Here is a 17,842-nt window from a genome sequence, read left to right as displayed (position 1 = left end):
TTAGCTCTCAAATTTCCAGGAATGGTTTATTACTTCCGTCACATCGCCACGACACGGGTTATCTAATTTCTGGCTACCACACTGGCCGTACTCAACGTCTACCCAATCTGAAATATCTTTATCTGTTGCCTGATCCGGAACATCTATTTCTGCGGTTACGATGATTGTCTTAGTCATCAATCATCATCCTCAACGTGGTCAGATGAGGCCAAAAGGGGATTTATCCTTTTACTTACCTGTCTGGCGTAGCCGGTTCGACCGAGATTGTGTAGCACACCGTAGATGGCGAACATTTCGGTTCGCTCGTCGCCAATATCAAGCTCACAGGCTAGCGTGTGGCATTCAGTAGCGAGTGCCGATATCTTCTTAAGCAATTCGACCTTATTCATCTTTCACCTCCTGCTGCACCGCCTTTGCGAAGTTGGTTAATTTCTGCGTCGAGGCTCATACGCTGATCCAGCGACTCAGTTAAAGCTGCAAATGTCACGTCTAGACGCGTTGCCAGCTCACAAATAAGCTGGGCTTTTTCAGGTGGCAGTTCGGATAAGCTGGCGTATGCCGCTGCAACCAGTTCTTTAATTTTCATGCGTTGCATTTACGGACCTCCATCAACTCGTTGAACCGAGTCATGAAAAGCCCGTAAGCCTGGCCTGGGCGAAGAGGAATGACCTGGATAATATCGCTGGTGGGGATTCCTTTGAGGCACGGCCATTCGGTGCCGTCGTCAATCTCCAGATCGCGGCGTTCGGTCGCTAACATTGTGAGGTCTGCATACTTCACAACAGACGACATTTCTGCCGGTAATCCAAAGACAGTACGAATCAGACCATCAACGCGGGCTTCAATACGGCGATAATCAGGAAGCAGGGCTTTAAGCGGTGCCGGTACATCCTGGCAATACGCTTCAGCCGCATCATGCATCAGGGCTTCAAATGCAAACTCTGGCGGTACAATTTGGCTCGCTAAGACAGAATGCTGGGCAACGCTGTAGAACTCTGGAAGATGGCCAGCAAAGCGACAAATGTTGGACAGAGCGTTTGCGATATCTTCAATATCAACGTCGGCGGCAGTTGGGTTAATGAAATTAAACTTTTTGCCGGAAAGCGTTTGTATATAACTCATAATCGAATCTTCTCCATTTTTTTGCAGCTGCACCTGCGGCGATTTTTAGTTGTACGAATCCCTCGCCGGATGGCGATATTTAAAGGAATTACGCTTCACTAATAACCCCGTAGCCGGGGTTATTAAGGCTGAGCAATTACGCTTTAAAGTTACCGATGAAGGTTTCAACTGTGTCGCCGTCGAATTTCTCGATCAGCAGATCACGGAACTCATTGGCAATAGCTTCTTCCTGCGCTTCAAGCTGGACAATGCGCAGAACAAAACATGGTTCATCATTTGTCAGTAAGCTGTTACGCAGGCTGAAACGGCGTTCGCCAAGACCTTCATACGGTACGCATTTAAATTCAAACGCCACTGGCATAACGTCTTTGCTATTGGCTTCAACGCTCTGCATGAGGGATTTTTTACCGCTGAAATCACCGTCTTCGTGATCCTGCTGCGTTGCCTGCTGGATAGTGATACGGCGGACCGCCTGAGCAGCCTGGGAAATTTGCATGGTCCCGCCTTCCGCATCGAATGCCAAAAGGTAATCGCTCCAGTCTTCCAGCCATTCAGCGATCTGCTTCTGTTTCAGTCGTTGACCGTTGATCTGTAGCAGTGCGCGGAATGGAGCTGTTTGTTTCAGGCTGATTGAAGCAATGTTGTCAGCATGACCAGGATTATCCAGCGTGCCGATATTGAAGATGGAACGGGCGGTCATCTTGTCAGCATCAATAAAGCAGCGAGCTTTCTCGGTTGAGCTGGCGTATCCCTTTGAGTAACGGACAAAGTCTTCAATGCTGGTTGTGCCCATGGCGCCACGGAAGCGGAAGCGCTCCAAAGAGAAGCGCTCAAGGCTTTCGACGTTTGTCCCGTCCGGAAGCAATGCAGTCGGGCAAGCCAGACCATGGATATCATTCAGATGATAGCCGGAGAGAACCAGGTCTTTAACCTGTTTGATGGCGCTGCTGTCTAATTGCTGAGACATAAAATTCCTTATTTGCTAATGATCGAAGTGGTTGCAGTGAATTGGTTGAGGCGGTTCACTGAGCCGCTTTAAGCTTTCCGTCAACGCCGCCGTTGATGCCGAACAACTGTCCCTGATCTTCCTGGAGGATGGTCAGCTTGCCGCCTTTGTTAACCCACATTGGTGTTTCGGTGGTGTCTTCTTCGGAGGCTTTACCGCGCGGGGTTGGGGTGACGTAGTTCAGCTTGTGCTTGATCTTGACGCGCTTCTCTTCGACGGAATTACCCATACGCTCAATATCAAAGGTGAGAACTACTTTGCCTTTGGTACCGTTGTTCAGAACGCCAAGCGCGGTAGTGTTTAAAGCTGCCGAGATCTTGTTCATGAACACGCCGGCATCCAGTTCGCCCAGGAAATCGGGCACTACGGTCATGCGGTCATTACTCATGGTTTTACCCTCTGTGAGGCGGCTGCCACCGCCAGTGGAACTTCTCCATACACAACAGAAAAGGGCACCTGCGCTTCGGCTATGGGTAGGAGGTCCATTTCCATAGCGCCCGGGTGGATTGGGGAATGAGCCCGTCGCCCGGCGATGCCCTTGTCTGTTGTGTAAAAAGGGCGGTACCAGGGACTTCTAAGGTTGGTACTGGTACCGCCAAGACTACACACAGCAATTCACATATTGTGGCGGTGGTGCCTCCACCTGCCGGACCGGCCAGAACCGGCGACGCTACACCTCAAGAAACGTATTCATTTCAAATGTTGAAATAAAAACTTGTCGGCCTCGTCACGTGCGCAGAGCCGCATTACCACAACTGGAAGCGCACTCCGCCTGTTTGCTTACCTGTCATCCACAACCGATAGTTGATGGAGTGCGCTTTCATGTTGTGCGCCTGTCTTTTCACCACTTCAGGCTCGGTGGTACTCTGGTCGCTCTCACACAGCCAGAAGGAAAATTTCATGCGCGGAGTCGTCGTACATAATGAGCACCGCATTGGTTACATCGTTATCCGTGACCAGTTCGGAGAATTCACGGTTGCTGAGCTTTCCGGCGGGTATGAAGTTGTAAAAGGTGACATCATCGAAGGAAATATTCATTCTGAAGGCGATGAAACCCTTTATAACTTGACCCAAGCAGAGCACCAAAAAGTCTACGTACAGGGACACGGAATGTCCGAGCAGGCATCTATTCTGATGATCCGAAGCACTCGTTGATCCATTCCCGGAACAGAGCGCAGTGCTTTAACGTTGTGTTGCAGTATTCGACTGAGACAATGTGGCCTTGTGTTAAATGAGGCTTAATCTCTTCGTTGAACTGCAACCCTCGTTTGGCTGCCAGCTCCAGACGAGCAATTTTTTCTAAAAGCGCTTCTAACTTCTCATCCATTGGCTTTCTCCACTTCACACTGGCGAATCATCCCGGCCTTCAAATGCCCCGGGCGGCTACTTCGTGGGCGTCCTGCCTGTTCGCTGTTGGTAATCAAAATCTAACTTAACTTAGTTTTATGGTCAAGTGGAAACATCAAACTAAACTTAGCCTGATGTTTGGGGGCGGGAGGAGTTTATGGATTAGAGTTCGTACTGAACGCCTTTAACGACGCCAATGATAAGGCAGTTTCCGTTGATCGGAATGTTAGGATAACGTGGGTTTAAAGGGACTAAAAACTTCTGAGAGCCATCTATAACTAGCTTTTTTACCGTCGCTTCGTTTGTGCCATCTACTCTCGCGACCACTATCTTCCCATGAAGTGGCTCAGCATCTGGATCTACAATGACGGTTGCACCCTCAGGTATTGTGGGAAGGCCGTTAGGGTTAGTCATTGAATCCCCTTTAACCTCTAAAGCAAACGAGTTATCTCCGATACGAAGTGATGTTTCTACCCATTTATCCACATCGCTTAAAAGATCTGCTGCTTTACACTCAGTAAATTGTCCGGCTTGAACCCACGAAATTACAGGAACGCGCCGCATTTTTGTAATGAGGGTTCCTTCGAATTCTGTTCCGTAGAGTATGTAATCTATTGATGTATTGAAGAATTTAGCCAATCTTATCAGCGATTCCCCACCGGGAACATTAACATCTTTCTCCCAATACCCAACTGCAACGTCACTCACCCCGCAGAACTTACCCAGTTCTTTTTGTGAGGTTTTTGTAATTCTGCGTAGGGCTTTAATGCGCTGTCCAACCGTTTCCATGAAAGCACCAATGTTTTAAAAGACTAAGTAATCTTAGTTTTTATTGACCAAAGTTGGATTGGTAATTAATATCTAACCAAACTTAGTAAAAGGGGGCGCCATGACAACCGACGAAATTGAAAAGTACTTCGGCAGCATTGAAAAAGTTGCCGAGTTTTTTTGCATTACAAGCGAGGCAGTTTACCAATGGCGCAATAGGCCTGGCCGCCTCATTCCTAAGGGCCGAGCAGCTGAAGCTGCTTACCGTACTGAAGGAGGGCTGATTTTCCATCCAGACCTTTACGAAAAGCCTAATTCCAATGAAGTGACAAAGTAACCACAGAAGTAAGGGGTTAACCGTGGGTAAAGAGCCTGAATGGAAAGTAGATAAGCAGCCTGCCTGGCTGGTGGCCGCAATTAAAAAGACGATCACCGAACTTCCCGGCGGGTATTCCGAAGCAGCTGAATGGTTGGGAGTGACAGAGAACGCGCTGTTTAACCGCCTGCGTGCTGAAGGTGATCAGATATTCCCGCTTGGCTGGGCGATGGTGTTGCAGAGTGCTGGTGGGTCAAACCATATCGCTGACGCGGTAGCACGGCATTCGCACGGGGTGTTCGTGCCGCTGGCAGAAGTGGAAGAGATCGATAACGGTGATATTCACCAGCGCTTAATGGAATCCATTGAGTGGATCGGCAAGCACTCACATTACATCCGTAAAGCTACGGCAGACGGAATTATCGATGCATCTGAACGGGCACAGATAGAGGAGAACAGCTACCAGGTTATGACGAAGTGGCAGGAACATTTGACGCTACTTTTCCGTGTGTTTTGTACACCAGAAAAGAGTGACGCCCGCGAGTGTGCAGCTCCGGGCGTCGTGGCAGATAAATCATTGTGTATGGAGAAATCCGCATGAGCAATTTAACCGCAATTCCTCATTTACCGCAACTTCGGTCAATTCCGCTCCCGGAAGCACCGTCGTTCAGGTATGAGCGAATGGTAGCAGGGCGCTGGGTTCCATGTAACCACAGTCGCGCGGCTCTCATTGTGGGGGTATTCAACCGGAGGGCTGCGGCATGGTACGGCAAATGAACCAAACAGGCGCGCCGGCGTCACTACCAGTTTTTAGTTCCAGCCCTATGACCATGGGAAGCCGTGAGATCGCCAGGCTGACAGAAAAGCGTCACTCAGATGTGATTCGCGACATTGAACGAATGTTTGAACAACTGGGAGAGGATGTAAGAGGGTATGCGCAAAACTTCGTACACCCCCAAAATGGACAAACTTACCGCGAGTATCGCTTAGACCGCGAGCATACCGAATGCCTCGTTGCAGGTTATAGCGCTCCTTTGCGTATGAAGATCATCCGTCGCCTGCGTGAGCTTGAGGGTGAGGCACCGTCAGTTCCTCAGACCTTGCCTGAAGCGTTACGCCTGGCAGCTGATATGGCAGAGCAGAATGCCGCGCTGGTGAATAAAGTGCAGCAGGACGCGCCGAAAGTTGCATTCGTCGAACATTACGTTGAAGCCGGTGGTGCAAAAAGTCTCCGCGAAACGGCGAAAATCCTCAATATGCCGGAAAAGGCAATGATCGACGCTCTCCTGCGAGACAAGGTGCTGTTTCGTCAGTCCGGCAATCTCCTGCCGCATGCACTGCGTCAGCGCGAAGGCCTATTCACTGTCAAAACGGGCACTTCTGACTTCGGCCATGCCTACACCCAGACACGTGTGACACCTCGTGGCGTTGAGTGGATTGCCCAGCGTTACGCCTCAGAGCTGATGGGAGGGTGATGTGAGCAACAATCATCAGATTCTTGATCGGCTTTACCGCGATAACCATGGCATCGTCGTCAACGTTATCAGATACGAGCCAGACAGTCAGAAGGTTGTCTATAAGCGCCCAGGGTACGAGTGGGAGTGCGCGGCGCCGTTACTTATTTTCCGTGCACGATTCAGGAGGATCGACAAGTGAGTGTGAAATTATCCTCCTACGTCTGGGATGGTTGTGCTGCCGTAGGAATGAAGCTGTCCAGCGTGGTCATTATGGCGCGCCTGGCTGATTTCAGCAGCGATGAGGGGGTGTGCTGGCCGTCTATAGCGACAATTGCCCGCCAGATTGGCGCTGGGGAAAGTACTGTCAGGACTGCGATAGCGAAGCTTGAGAAGGAAGGTTGGCTAACACGCAAACAGCGTCGCCAGGGCAACCGCAATGCCTCGAACGTCTATCAACTGAATGTCGTGAAACTTCAGGCTGCTGCTCTTTCTCACCTGTCAGAATCTGACACCTCAAATTCTGACGCGTCAAATTCTGCCCCCTCAAAATTTGAGGCATCAAAATCCGATAAAAACAACGGTTTTGACCCGTCAGAAACTGGCGGGGATCCGTCAGTAAAATCAACTACAGATCCATCAGATAAAAAACCTTCTTGTCCGGTTGCGTCGCAACCCGACCCTGAGGTAGTGATCACCGATAACGCCATTCTGGTCCTGAATCATCTGAACCTGGTTAGCGGCTCACGATATCAAAAATCAAAAACCTCTCTGGAAAACATCCGTGCTCGTTTGCGTGAAGGTTACACCGTTAGCGACTTACAGCTGGTGATTGACCTTAAGCATGAGCACTGGAACGGCAATGACGTGCAGTACCAGTACATGCGCCCTGAAACGTTGTTCGGCCCGAAAAAATTTGAAGGTTATCTGCAAAGCGGGATCCGCTGGGACAAGAAGGGGAGGCCACCGCGTGACAGCTGGGGCGAAAAGAAACATGACCCGATGAAGTTCGGTCCGGTTGATAACAAGATTCCAGAGGGGTTCAGAGGATGATGGAAAATAAATACTGCCGTGCACTGGCTGAACTCCGTTCAAAACCAGAGCACGAATTGAAAGAGGTTGGTGATCAGTGGCGTACACCAGATCTACTATTTTGGGGCATCAATTCGATATTTGGCCCGTTGGTTCTGGATCTGTTCGCAGACGACAGTAATGCAAAATGCCCTGCCTGGTATACCGCCGAAGATAACGCGCTGATGCAGGATTGGTCTGAGCGTCTGGCTGAACTCGGTGGCGCCGCGTTTGCTAACCCGCCATACAGCCGCTCTCAGTACCACGAAAAGCAGGCGATCACCGGGATGACCCACATCATTAACCATGCCATGGAAATGCGAGAAAAGGGCGGTCGGTACGTTTTTCTCATTAAGTCTGCGACGAGTGAGACGTGGTGGCCTGAAGAGGCAGATCACGTCACATTTATCCGTGGCCGAATTGGTTTCGATCTTCCTCAATGGTTCGTGCCGAAAGACGAAAAGCAGCAGCCCACCAGCGCATTTTTTGCTGGCGCTATCGTGGTCTTCGACAAGACCTGGCGAGGGGAGCGTTTCAGTTACATCAACCGAACTGACCTGGAGGCCAAAGGTCGTGCTTCGATCTCCCTGGCGCAATTTGCTGTGGAAAGAACGCAATATGCTGCTGCACCAGAGCTGAAAGCCGAGGCAGAACCGGAGAAACCAGAGGTTGAGCTGCCATTAACCCAAAAAGCCATTCTGGAAATCAGTGGTGCAGAGGCGTGGGCCTGTGTTGTGGCGGCGTTCGGCGAGAAACAGGAGTACACCTTCAGCGAGTCAAAGTTTGGACATACCTGGGCGGCTGACTCACTGGAAAACCCTGAGTTTACCAACGTTTCACCGCTGACGATCGACAGAGCGAAGAAGCTGATCAGCGAGAGCGTTCTGGTGGGTGTTAATGCCTGGCTGGAAACATTGCCCTTTGATAGCGATGACGTGAAACAAGACATGTCAGAGCGGCTTCGCACGGTTGCCGTTGAATCTGCAAAAGAATACGGCATCAACCACAGTGAATTCATTGCAATCATGGAAAGCCTGGATAAAGCCAAATGGTCGAATATTCGAGGGATCCGCGCCCATATACGTGAAACGCAGGAAACAAAGGAGAAGGAATTAAACGAATCGCGCGTTTGGCCTCTTGAGGTTGGACTGGTGTTTAACCAGATTGAGGGGGCTGATGCTCTACCTGTTTCACAGCAGAACAAGCTTAAAGCAAACATCAATCAGCTCTGGCTTGAGCGCATGTCCACCAGCGAAATCATCACTGTAGCTGGCGGCCTGGTCAATAGCATGCAGGGGGCCGTCAATGCGTGAAATTATCGTTGATAACTTTGCTGGTGGAGGCGGGGCGAGTACAGGAATTGAGCTGGCGATCGGGCGTAGCGTGGATATCGCTATCAACCACGACGAAAACGCTATTGCGATGCATAAGACGAATCACCCGGACACGCTGCATTATTGCGAGTCGGTGTTTGACGTTGATCCAATCGCAGCCACCAGCGGTAAACCTGTCGGCCTGGCATGGTTTAGCCCTGACTGCCGCCACTTTTCCAAAGCGAAGGGCTCTAAGCCAGTTAAGAAAGAGATTCGCGGTCTGGCGTGGATTGTCCTGCGCTGGGCGCTGGCGGTACGTCCCCGCGTCATGATGCTGGAGAACGTCGAAGAATTTAAGACATGGGGCCCGCTGCTGGATGAGGAATTACGCCCGGATCCAGCGCGTGCAGGTGAGACATTCGCGGCATTTGTCGGCATGCTGTCGACGGGGATCTCGGCGAATCACCCTGCACTGACAGAGGTTTGTGAATTCCTTGCTATTGAGCCGCACGGCCAGCAGGCGCAACAGCTGATCACCGGGCTTGGTTATGAGGTTGATTATCGCGAGCTACGCGCGTGCGATTTCGGCGCGCCGACGATCAGAAAGCGTTTCTTCATGGTCATGCGCTGTGACGGCCGCCAGATTCAGTGGCCTGAAGCGACCCATGGTGATCCGAAATCACTGGAGGTCCAGAGCGGCAAGCTGGCGCCATGGCGTACCGCTGCGGAGTGCATTGACTGGAATATCCCGGCTTTATCCATCTTCGACCGCAAAAAGCCGCTGGCGGAAAATACGCTGAAGAGGATCGCGCGGGGAATCCAGCGTTTCGTGATCGTGAGCGCTTCGCCGTTTATTGTAAAGTGCAACCACACCACATCACGCGGCAAGTATGACTGTTTCCGAGGGCAGGATCTGGAGGCTCCTTTACAGACCATCACGAAAACCCATGGCTATGCGCTGGCGGTACCGCATCTGACTAAGTTCCGCACCGGCGCCACCGGGCAGGCAGTAAACGAGCCGGTACCAACTGTTACTGCTGGCACATCGGCGCGCCCGGGCGGGAATGGGCATGCACTCGGCGTTGTTGAGGCCGCACTGACTCCTTTTCTGGCTGGCAACGGCGGTAGTGAGTATCAGGCAAAGCCGCGTCCGCTGGATAAACCCGCTCATACCATTCTTAAGCAGTCACGTGCGTGCGTGGTCGCGCCGGTGATTGCCCGCCAGTTTGGCGCCAGCATCGGTCATCGGGCTGACGAGCCGAGCGCAACGATCACTGCTGGTGGTGGTGGCAAATCGCAGCTGGTTACGCCAACATTGATACAGATGGGCTATGGGGAGCGCCCAGGGCAAGAACCTCGCGTTCTGCAACTGAATAACCCGCTCGGTACTGTCACCGCTGGTGGCAATAAGTTTGCGACAGTGGGCGCTTTCCTGGCGAAACACTATGGTGGGAATTATACGGGCCCGGGCGTCAGTTTGGATGAACCGGCGCATTCGGTCACTACGGTTGATCATCATGCGGTAGTAGCGTCCCACCTGGTGAAGTTACGCGGAACCTGCCGCGACGGTCAGACGATGGATACACCTATGCCGACTATTACCGCTGGCGGCCAGCACGTTGGCGAGGTCCGGACATTCCTCGAAACCTATTGTGGTGAAAGCGAGGATGAATGGCTGGTGACGATCGAGGGCGTTAAGTATCAGATCGTCGATATCGGAATGCGTATGCTGCAACCGCATGAGCTTTATAAGGCGCAGGGATTCCCAGAGGGGTACATCATTGATCAGGACTACCGTGGAAAACGCTATGCAAAAGACAAGCAGGTTGCACGCTGCGGTAATGCAGTTCCACCGCCTTTTGCAGAGGCGCTCGTGCGCGCAAATCTTCCTGAAATATGCTCACAGCAGCGGGAGGTAGCGTGAGAGCGTTGCTTAAGCCGGACATCGCCCGCGGCTTGGGCGTCGTCTTACTGAAGCCTGGTAGTGAACTGATGAGCCTCTTTCACCAGGGACGCATTCTTGTCGAGCCAGAACCAAAATCAATGTCACACCTGCCTTCTGGCAGGGTGCCTGATGCCCGACAGCCACTTGCAGAAGATAAATCCCTCGAGTCTTTTTTCACTGATACGCGAGTGATCAAAGCTGCCGGTGGAATGCCTGCTCTGGAGGCATGGTTACGCCGCAGGTATCAGCATTGTCAGTGGGCACACTCCGATTACCATCATGCAGAACTGGTCACAATGCCATATCAGCCTGGCGCAATGCTGCTGTGCTGGCATTGTGATAATGAGTTGCGTGATCAGTCAACGGAGCGGCTTTCGGCCCTGGCACGTAAGAACGTTGTCGAGTGGGTTGTGGATTCGATATTGATGTCGCTCCACGCTGGTAAAGATCGTGAGCTTTCCATCGCAGAACTGTGCTGGTGGGCCGTGTATGCCGGTGCGGCAGACGCAATACCGGAAGGTCTTGCCGCCAGAGCACTTAAGTTACCGTATGAGCCATTCCCTACCGTCTACAAAGAAAGCAGCATTATGGCAGTAGACAACAGGCCAACCGTTGTCCTGCAAGGGAAGATAAAAGCAGCAGGGGCATTGAAAAGATGCAGGCCGGAAACAAACCAGCAGGAGGCTCAGGGACAACAGCCTAAGGTATTAGCGCTGGGGGCGGATCCAGAGTCACCGGAATCTTTTATGCTCCGGCCAAAGCGTCGGCGCTGGACCTGCGAGGATTACACCCGATGGGTTAAAGCTCAGCCTTGCTCTGGATGCAGAAGGCCTGCCGACGATCCCCACCACATAATCGGGAATGGAATGGGTGGCACCGCCACCAAGGCCCACGACCTCTTCGTGTTCCCTCTGTGCAGAGAGTGTCACGACGAGCTTCATGCCGATGTAGCGGCGTTCGAGAAGAAGCACGGCACGCAGCTGGAGCTGCTGTTCCGTTTTCTGGATTGGGCGCTGGCAATCGGCGTAATAATAAATAAGTAAGTGTATGGAGTTGAGAATGACACCGCAGCAACGACGCAAGCATTTTAACGCTCTTAACGCAGTGGCGAATGCCACGCATAAGCGCTATCTGGGGAAATCCGTATTACTTACTGGTATCCAGGCTGGCTGGATCAAATCACTCCTTTGCGTTTGGGGTGAAGGTGTTAGAGGTGATGTTGCACCCCGAAGACCAACCGGACATTCATGCTGGAATGTAATCCGTGGGAAAAATTGGTCTGACAAAGCGATCGAGCGCTTCACTACTGCGCTGAATCAGGCGAGGGAAGAGGGCTTTCGTGGAGAACAGGCCATGAGGCGTGCGCGTTCAATTCTTTGGCCCGAACCACAAGTCAGCGTGATCGATGAGGCTATGAGCAATGACGACGTAGAATTTGTCGAGGAAGCGGTTCTTCAGGCATTCGAGTTGACAGATCCGGTTTACGTGGTCGGGTGCCAGTATTACACCACCCGCAAAAAAATCTCAGATATCTCCAGAGAACTCCAGCGCTTAGCTCCATGGTTGACAGATAGAGAGGCCAGAGAACGTGTGCGTTGGTGTCTTGAGATATTCCGGGCAAAGGTATTTCTTTCGGTGCGAAGAGGTCTTGAGAAAGTTTCCTGAGAACACTTTTTAGCAAAAAATGCTATTTGTGTTATTAAACGTTGAAAACGCGTCAAGAAATTAGATAATTCTTCCATGCTTGGCAGAGCTGCGCCGCGATGGCAGCGAATCTAAGCGACAATTTGATTATAACGAAAGCCCCGCGAGTCGGGGCTTTCGCTTTCCGGCGATACGACAGGGGTATTCGCGAAGGTGTATAGCACCAGTACCCCTGTCATATCGTCGATCTCACCTGATTTACCAATCCAAATATCTTTCAGAAGGCTGCCATCCGGTGGCCTTTTTTCTTTCCCCTCAATTTTTCTGAGAGGATCCACAGCAAGAAGAGGGGGCTAAATGTCCGCAGAACCAATATCTGCAACGGTAACGGCAGGCGTGGCCGCCGGTACTACCGGAATTACTTTCGCCACGCTGTTTCCTGAAGCCACACCTGCGGTAATGGTTTGCTCACTCGCTGGGGCGGCGCTGTACATCCTCAGTTCTGAGGACCATAAAATCTGGAAGCAGATTATTTTTGCGCTGATTTCTTTCATCGGTGGTGTTTACTGTGCCGGTACTGCTTCAGAAATTATCGCCGCCCTTATCAACGCCGGACTAAATCAGCTTAGCCCGCCTGTCAGCATAAAAGTTTCACCTGCGATTGGCGCACTGGCGGCATCCACTGTTTCAGTGACTGTCCTGCTCAGGGTGCTCAAGCGTTCACGGACCGGAAACTTACCCGGTCTGAAGGGGGAAGAATGACGTGGCTAATGCAGAACTTACCATGGCTGCTGCTTCACCTTAACGCAGTGGCCTGCATCATGATCCCGATACGTCTGATGTTCTTCAGGAAACGGGGTATGCGGCGTCGGCGGCTAATGGAGCTCCTCGCTTACGCCCTCATTCTGGCACCAGCCTATACAGCCTTTCGAATCTGGCATGGTGACTACGTTCAGGTCGATTACGGTGAAATCCTCATCAATGTTGTTGTCTGCGTTGCTGTCTGGCGTGCGGGCGGCAATATCGCTCGTATTACTGGAGAGAGCACAACGTGAATCAAACACAATTTCAAAAGGCGGCAGGTATAAGCGCCGGGTTAGCTGCGCGCTGGTTTCCGCATATCGACGCTGCTATGAGGGAATACGGCATCACCGCACCGCTAGATCAGGCCATGTTTATTGCCCAGATGGGGCATGAAAGCACCAGATTTACCCGGCTGGTAGAAAATCTTAATTATGCGGCTGAAAACCTGGTCCCTACGTTCGGCAGCCACCGCATCACTTCACAGCAGGCCGCTGCACTTGGCAGAACGGCAACGCAACCGGCAAACCAGAAAGCGATCGCCAATCTGGTATACGGTGGTGAGTGGGGAAAAGATCACCTGGGCAATCAGGTTGCCGGTGATGGCTGGAAATATCGTGGTCGTGGTCTGAAACAGGTTACCGGCCTGAGCAACTACCGCAGTTGTGGCCAGGCGTTGAAACTGGACCTTGTTACCCACCCGGAGCTGCTTGAACAGGATGAATACGCCGCGCGCTCAGCTGCATGGTTCTATTCGTCTCGCGGTTGCCTGCTTCATTCCGGGGACGTGGAGCGCGTGACACTGCTAATCAATGGCGGCCGCAACGGGCTGGATAAACGCCGCGCGCTGTTTAATCTGGCGAAATCAGTTCTGGTGTGAGGTGAATGTGGGTATCGAGACAATAATCGGGCTGGTCGCGTTGGTGATTTCAGCTATAGCTGGAGCTTTTGGCATGGGCCATATTCGCGGCACCAGCAAAGCGGAAGCAAAAGCTGACCAGCAGCGCAACGAAGATAACACAGCTGCAATGGTCACAGCAGCCGAACGCCGGGTAGAGGCAACAAAAGAGGGCAGCAATGTACAGCAGACTGTTAACCATATGCCTGGCGACGATGTTGATCACGAGTTGCGGGACAACTGGACCCGTAAGGGTTGAGGTAGTGGACACGGCTTGCGACTGGGTTAAACCCATCTACGGTACAGCGCACGACTGGGATGTACTGGACAGGCAGACGAAGCGCGACATCTTGGCGCATAACAAAGTGTGGCAGGTAAACTGTCATCCAAGATAGAAACTCGTCCGTGAAGCTCTGACACAGTATCTCCTCTGGATTTTAAACGTAGCAAATTCATTTAGTCTTGCAACGGCAGGTATTTGTTAAGCACGTATGGTATAAAATAACCTCCTAATTTGAAGGAGGTTCAAATGTTTCAAGAAATCTGCACTTGGTCATGGTCAACTATATGGTCGGCGGTATCTGCGATATTTACAGCAGCAACTGTCGGCGTAGCGTGGTGGGCAATGCGTATTTGGCGTCAACAGGAAGCTTTGAAAGCTAAAATGTCTCTTAAAATGGCAGTAGCTGAATATTCAAATGCATTATCTCAGCTACCTGTAAACCTTGCATCCCCGCAAATCCGCATTGAAAAAAGACCTGAATTAAGAGATTTAAGAATTAAATTAAATGCCGTAATGAATTCATTTCTTGTATGTGAGCACATGCTGGAGAGATATCCTCGAGTAGTAAGTTGTTGCCGTTCTTTGCCTGATACCCATAAGGAATACGTTAGAGGTAGGGATAACAATATTCAGGCGAAATACCTCTGCCACCTTCTTCTTTCTCAACCATTTGTTTTTAAATAAAAGAGCTATTATTTGGCTCTACCAAATAAATCGTTTGGTTCATCAAGTGTTATAACAACATCAAACCGTTTTGCCATTGAACTAGCAGCCCAGATGAATCCTTGGATAAAAAGCTAGGCGCCGCTTATGGCGTGGGCCAGAACAAATCTCGAAGGCAGTGAAATATCGACTATAAAGTACGAAATTTAAAAGGTACTCCTGGCGATTCTTAATACCGAGGGGGCGAGGACACGCGGGAAACGGCTAGTTTTTTGCATTTTATAGGTTTCATCATCATCTGTTTAACCTTTTGATATTTCAGTCCTGATCTTTTGCAGGATGTCGAAATGACTATTTTTTGTTCACCATCATGGATAACGAACTGAAAAATTTCCGGCTGAATATCACGCAGCTGGCAGCCATTAGCGATCTGCACCGCCAGACGGTCGCGAGCAAGCTTGCAAATGTTCAGCCGGCACCGGGCAGCAATCCGAAACTTAAGCTTTATGCCATCACCGATATCCTCAGGGAGTTGCTGACGAGTACCACACCGTCGGAGCTGGTGGACGTCGACAAAATGCTTCCCCCCGATCGTAAAGCCTGGTTTCAGTCTGAGCGTGAAAGGCTCAAGTTTCAGCAGGAAACAGGGGAACTGATCCCGGCGTCAGAAGTCACCAGAGAATTTTCCTCCATGGCAAAAGCAATGGTTCAGGTGCTGGAGACGTTACCCGACATTCTTGAACGAGACTGCGCCATGACCCCTTCCGCAGTTGTCAGGGTGCAGCAGGTTATTGACGATCTGCGCGACCAGATAGCCCTCAAAGTTGAGCAGGCCGACTCATCAGAACAGGAGGATATGCCAGAAGAGGAGTAAATCATGCGACAGGCCACGGCAGCGGAAGTCAGGCGTAACGCTTCCGCCATTCTCAAAGCCCCGCGCCGTATGCCTGTGGCTGAGGCGGTTCAAAAATTTATGCGCGTACCTATGGGAGCCGGTAACTCGGTACCGTGGGACCCTGCTGTCGCTCCCTATGTGATAGAGCCGATGAACTGCCTCGCGATGCGTGAATACGATGCGGTGGTGTTTGTTGGACCGGCACGAACGGGGAAAACGATCGGCCTGGTGGATGGCTGGGTTGTATACAACATTGTCTGTGACCCGTCCGATATGCTCGTCGTTCAGATGACCGAAGAGAAAGCGCGTGAGCACTCTAAAAAACGTCTGGCGAGAACGTTTCGTGTCAGTCCTGAAGTGGCGAAACGCCTGAGCCCGTTGCGAAACGACAACAACGTGCATGATCGTACTTTTCTGGCGGGCAACTATCTCAAGATTGGCTGGCCTTCCATCAACATCATGTCCTCGTCAGATTTCAAATGTGTAGCGCTCACCGATTATGACCGCTTCCCTGAGGACATCGATGGCGAGGGTGACGGTTTTACCCTGGCTTCCAAGCGTACCACCACCTTTATGTCCGCCGGGATGACTCTGGTGGAGTGTTCGCCAGGCCGGGACATTCGCGACAGCAAATGGCGCCGAAAGTCTCCCCATGAAGCACCACCAACGACAGGCGCGCTTTCTCTGTACAACCGTGGGGATCGCCGTCGCTGGTACTGGCCGTGCCCGCATTGTGGTGAATATTTTCAGCCTGCGATGGAGGCGATGACCGGATACCGCGATGAACCTGATCCGGTAAAAGCCAGTGAGTCGGCTCATCTGCTTTGTCCGCATTGCAGCACCATTATCACCGCAGATAAAAAGCGCGAGCTTAACGGGGTGGGTGTCTGGTTGCGTGAAGGTCAGAGTATTGACCGGGACGGCAAGATTTCCGGTGAGGCGCGACGCTCGCGCATAGCGTCGTTCTGGATGGAGGGGCCCGCAGCCGCGTACCAGACCTGGGCGCAGCTGGTGTACAAACTGCTTACGGCTGAGCAGGAGTATGAGGCTACCGGCAGCGAAGAAACCCTCAAGGCGGTTATCAACACCGACTGGGGGCTGCCGTACCTGCCGCGCTCGGCCAGCGAACAGCGACGCGCCGATGTGCTGATGCAGCGTGCGGAGGATTACGGTAAACGCCAGGTTCCGCCGAAGGTGCGTTTCCTGCTGGCAGCCGTCGACGTTCAGGGCGGGAAAAAGCGCCGTTTCGTCGTGCAGATAATTGGTTATGGCGAAAACGGTGAACGCTGGCTTGTGGATCGCTACAACATCCGCCAGTCCCTGCGCTGCAATGAACATGGCGAGGCGGAGCCAGTCCATCCCGGCGCGTATCCGGAGGACTGGCAGCTGCTGGTATCCGATGTGCTGGAAAAAACTTACGCACTTCAGTCTGACCCGACGCGGCGTATGCCGGTGCTGGCCATGGCCGTCGACAGCGGCGGTGAGGAAGGGGTGACAGATAATGCCTATAAATTCTGGCGCCAGTGTCGCCGGGATGGTCTGGGTAAGCGTGTCTATCTGATCAAGGGCGACAGCACAAAACGCCAGAAAATTATTACCAAAACTCACCCGAATAACACCGAACGCAGTGACCGTCGCGCTGATGCGCGTGGCGAGGTGCCGGTCTATCTGCTGCAAACCGACCTGCTCAAGGATCAGCTCAGCAATAACCTTGATCGTGAGACTCCCGGAGCAGGCTATATCCATTTTCCCGACTGGCTGGGGGAGTGGTTCTACGAGGAACTGACCTACGAAGAGCGCGGCGTGGATGGCAAATGGCGTAAGCCAGGCAAGGGCGCCAACGAAGCCTTTGACCTGTTCTGCTATGCCCACGCCGTCGCGGTTCTGCGCGGCTACGAAAAAATTCGCGACTGGGAAAAACCTCCTGCATGGGCTGAGCCGCAGGATCTCAACCCAAATATTCATGAAGGGGAACGCCCCAGGGAGATAACCGTGAAAAAAAACAAAACCGTTCAGCCACAAGTCAGGGCTGAGCCTGAGAAAGAAAACACGCTTTCCGGCAGCTGGCTGGGATCTTCCGATAGGGGAGGAGGCTGGCTGTGAAGAAAGACGACATCTGGAGAACGCTGGTGATGGTGCGTCAGGCCTACCAGGACTCGCTGGACGGCAAGAGTATCTCTTTCACCGGCGTAAACGGTCGCGCCATTACCAACCACGATCCGAAGGCGCTGCGCGATGAGCTCGAATACTGGGAGCGTCGCTGGCGCGCGGTCAACAGCCGTGGTGGTTCGTACAAACTCGCTAACTTTCTGTAAG

General features: G+C 52.1%; 27 protein-coding genes. 18 read left to right on the top strand and 9 right to left on the bottom strand.

Annotated elements, in window-relative coordinates; genetic code table 11:
• From ACOTX4_RS21260 to ACOTX4_RS21230, 7 genes are all read right to left on the bottom strand, one after another.
• The gene (locus tag ACOTX4_RS21260; protein WP_164474154.1) at positions 1 to 177 is read right to left on the bottom strand and encodes a hypothetical protein; all 177 of its coding nucleotides are present in this window, start codon (positions 175 to 177) and stop codon (positions 1 to 3) included.
• A complete protein-coding gene (locus tag ACOTX4_RS21255) occupies positions 177 to 389 on the bottom strand; it encodes a hypothetical protein (RefSeq protein ID WP_045339460.1) in 213 nt (70 codons plus the stop codon). Before ACOTX4_RS21255 ends, ACOTX4_RS21260 begins: the two co-directional genes overlap by 1 nt.
• Positions 386 to 595: a hypothetical protein gene (locus tag ACOTX4_RS21250; protein WP_045339458.1), complete on the bottom strand. Its 210-nt coding sequence runs from the start codon at positions 593 to 595 to the stop codon at positions 386 to 388. The genes ACOTX4_RS21255 and ACOTX4_RS21250 overlap by 4 nt, the downstream gene beginning before the upstream one ends.
• A complete protein-coding gene (locus tag ACOTX4_RS21245; protein ID WP_045339479.1) occupies positions 583 to 1,122 on the bottom strand; it encodes a hypothetical protein in 540 nt (179 codons plus the stop codon). Before ACOTX4_RS21245 ends, ACOTX4_RS21250 begins: the two co-directional genes overlap by 13 nt.
• 136 nt (positions 1,123 to 1,258) lie before the next feature.
• Entirely contained in the window at positions 1,259 to 2,089 is an 831-nt protein-coding gene (locus tag ACOTX4_RS21240; protein ID WP_045339456.1) for a YfdQ family protein, read from the bottom strand.
• A gap of 55 nt (positions 2,090 to 2,144) precedes the next feature.
• A complete protein-coding gene (locus ACOTX4_RS21235; RefSeq protein WP_032620624.1) occupies positions 2,145 to 2,516 on the bottom strand; it encodes a hypothetical protein in 372 nt (123 codons plus the stop codon).
• Positions 2,517 to 2,874: 358 nt separating this feature from the next.
• Positions 2,875 to 3,030: a hypothetical protein gene (locus tag ACOTX4_RS21230; protein ID WP_154232880.1), complete on the bottom strand. Its 156-nt coding sequence runs from the start codon at positions 3,028 to 3,030 to the stop codon at positions 2,875 to 2,877.
• Here ACOTX4_RS21230 and ACOTX4_RS21225 point away from each other — a divergent pair.
• Positions 3,029 to 3,283: a hypothetical protein gene (locus ACOTX4_RS21225; protein WP_032665243.1), complete on the top strand. Its 255-nt coding sequence runs from the start codon at positions 3,029 to 3,031 to the stop codon at positions 3,281 to 3,283. The two genes, ACOTX4_RS21230 and ACOTX4_RS21225, sit on opposite strands and share 2 nt — an antisense overlap.
• On the opposite strand, the gene ACOTX4_RS21220 is transcribed toward ACOTX4_RS21225, so the two are convergent.
• The gene (locus ACOTX4_RS21220) at positions 3,255 to 3,455 is read right to left on the bottom strand and encodes a hypothetical protein (protein WP_032620621.1); all 201 of its coding nucleotides are present in this window, start codon (positions 3,453 to 3,455) and stop codon (positions 3,255 to 3,257) included. The two genes, ACOTX4_RS21225 and ACOTX4_RS21220, sit on opposite strands and share 29 nt — an antisense overlap.
• 182 nt (positions 3,456 to 3,637) lie before the next feature.
• Positions 3,638 to 4,264 (bottom strand): LexA family protein, encoded by a 627-nt coding sequence (locus ACOTX4_RS21215; protein WP_032620617.1) that lies wholly within the window; start codon positions 4,262 to 4,264, stop codon positions 3,638 to 3,640.
• A 100-nt stretch (positions 4,265 to 4,364) separates the two neighbouring features.
• On the opposite strand from ACOTX4_RS21215, the gene ACOTX4_RS21210 reads away from it, so the two are divergent.
• The 17 genes from ACOTX4_RS21210 (at position 4,365) to ACOTX4_RS21130 (ending at position 17,841) form a co-directional block, all read left to right on the top strand.
• Entirely contained in the window at positions 4,365 to 4,580 is a 216-nt protein-coding gene (locus tag ACOTX4_RS21210) for a Cro/CI family transcriptional regulator (protein WP_032620614.1), read from the top strand.
• A 22-nt stretch (positions 4,581 to 4,602) separates the two neighbouring features.
• Positions 4,603 to 5,160 carry a YmfL family putative regulatory protein gene (locus ACOTX4_RS21205; protein ID WP_032620612.1) on the top strand — a complete coding sequence of 186 codons (558 nt, stop codon included), beginning with the start codon at positions 4,603 to 4,605 and terminating at the stop codon, positions 5,158 to 5,160.
• A gap of 172 nt (positions 5,161 to 5,332) precedes the next feature.
• A complete protein-coding gene (locus ACOTX4_RS21200; RefSeq protein WP_198422325.1) occupies positions 5,333 to 6,034 on the top strand; it encodes a phage antirepressor KilAC domain-containing protein in 702 nt (233 codons plus the stop codon).
• 1 nt (position 6,035) lies between these two features.
• Positions 6,036 to 6,215, top strand: a complete 180-nt coding sequence (locus tag ACOTX4_RS21195) for a DUF4222 domain-containing protein (RefSeq protein WP_032620611.1) — start codon at positions 6,036 to 6,038, stop codon at positions 6,213 to 6,215.
• Entirely contained in the window at positions 6,212 to 7,066 is an 855-nt protein-coding gene (locus ACOTX4_RS21190) for a conserved phage C-terminal domain-containing protein (RefSeq protein WP_032620610.1), read from the top strand. Before ACOTX4_RS21195 ends, ACOTX4_RS21190 begins: the two co-directional genes overlap by 4 nt.
• Positions 7,063 to 8,397 carry a phage N-6-adenine-methyltransferase gene (locus tag ACOTX4_RS21185; RefSeq protein ID WP_032620608.1) on the top strand — a complete coding sequence of 445 codons (1,335 nt, stop codon included), beginning with the start codon at positions 7,063 to 7,065 and terminating at the stop codon, positions 8,395 to 8,397. The genes ACOTX4_RS21190 and ACOTX4_RS21185 overlap by 4 nt, the downstream gene beginning before the upstream one ends.
• Complete coding sequence (locus ACOTX4_RS21180) at positions 8,390 to 10,321, top strand: DNA cytosine methyltransferase (protein ID WP_045911478.1); 1,932 nt, start codon at positions 8,390 to 8,392, stop codon at positions 10,319 to 10,321. Before ACOTX4_RS21185 ends, ACOTX4_RS21180 begins: the two co-directional genes overlap by 8 nt.
• Positions 10,318 to 11,385 carry a DUF968 domain-containing protein gene (locus ACOTX4_RS21175; protein WP_045339476.1) on the top strand — a complete coding sequence of 356 codons (1,068 nt, stop codon included), beginning with the start codon at positions 10,318 to 10,320 and terminating at the stop codon, positions 11,383 to 11,385. The genes ACOTX4_RS21180 and ACOTX4_RS21175 overlap by 4 nt, the downstream gene beginning before the upstream one ends.
• A gap of 16 nt (positions 11,386 to 11,401) precedes the next feature.
• Complete coding sequence (locus ACOTX4_RS21170) at positions 11,402 to 12,007, top strand: hypothetical protein (RefSeq protein ID WP_045339444.1); 606 nt, start codon at positions 11,402 to 11,404, stop codon at positions 12,005 to 12,007.
• Between the two features lie 336 nt (positions 12,008 to 12,343).
• Positions 12,344 to 12,748: a putative holin gene (locus ACOTX4_RS21165; protein WP_032619483.1), complete on the top strand. Its 405-nt coding sequence runs from the start codon at positions 12,344 to 12,346 to the stop codon at positions 12,746 to 12,748.
• Between the two features lie 8 nt (positions 12,749 to 12,756).
• Positions 12,757 to 13,041 carry a phage holin family protein gene (locus tag ACOTX4_RS21160; RefSeq protein WP_226882807.1) on the top strand — a complete coding sequence of 95 codons (285 nt, stop codon included), beginning with the start codon at positions 12,757 to 12,759 and terminating at the stop codon, positions 13,039 to 13,041.
• Positions 13,038 to 13,667, top strand: coding sequence for a glycoside hydrolase family 19 protein (locus ACOTX4_RS21155; RefSeq protein ID WP_045339442.1), 630 nt, complete (start codon positions 13,038 to 13,040; stop codon positions 13,665 to 13,667). Before ACOTX4_RS21160 ends, ACOTX4_RS21155 begins: the two co-directional genes overlap by 4 nt.
• Position 13,668: 1 nt before the next feature.
• Entirely contained in the window at positions 13,669 to 13,944 is a 276-nt protein-coding gene (locus ACOTX4_RS21150) for a hypothetical protein (RefSeq protein ID WP_080339014.1), read from the top strand.
• A 270-nt stretch (positions 13,945 to 14,214) separates the two neighbouring features.
• Positions 14,215 to 14,652 (top strand): hypothetical protein, encoded by a 438-nt coding sequence (locus ACOTX4_RS21145; protein ID WP_072050704.1) that lies wholly within the window; start codon positions 14,215 to 14,217, stop codon positions 14,650 to 14,652.
• Between the two features lie 349 nt (positions 14,653 to 15,001).
• Positions 15,002 to 15,505: a DUF1441 family protein gene (locus ACOTX4_RS21140; protein WP_045911477.1), complete on the top strand. Its 504-nt coding sequence runs from the start codon at positions 15,002 to 15,004 to the stop codon at positions 15,503 to 15,505.
• 3 nt (positions 15,506 to 15,508) lie between these two features.
• Positions 15,509 to 17,629, top strand: coding sequence for a phage terminase large subunit family protein (locus ACOTX4_RS21135; RefSeq protein ID WP_080340105.1), 2,121 nt, complete (start codon positions 15,509 to 15,511; stop codon positions 17,627 to 17,629).
• The gene (locus ACOTX4_RS21130) at positions 17,626 to 17,841 is read left to right on the top strand and encodes a hypothetical protein (protein WP_023299859.1); all 216 of its coding nucleotides are present in this window, start codon (positions 17,626 to 17,628) and stop codon (positions 17,839 to 17,841) included. Before ACOTX4_RS21135 ends, ACOTX4_RS21130 begins: the two co-directional genes overlap by 4 nt.
• Position 17,842 lies beyond the last annotated feature (1 nt).

The organism is Enterobacter cloacae complex sp. IR5459 (genome assembly GCF_049238005.1).
GTDB classification, from domain to species: Bacteria; Pseudomonadota; Gammaproteobacteria; order Enterobacterales; family Enterobacteriaceae; genus Enterobacter; species Enterobacter hormaechei_C.
The sequence above is the reverse complement of the archived record's forward strand: the minus strand, read 5'-3'. Positions and strand labels throughout refer to the sequence as shown.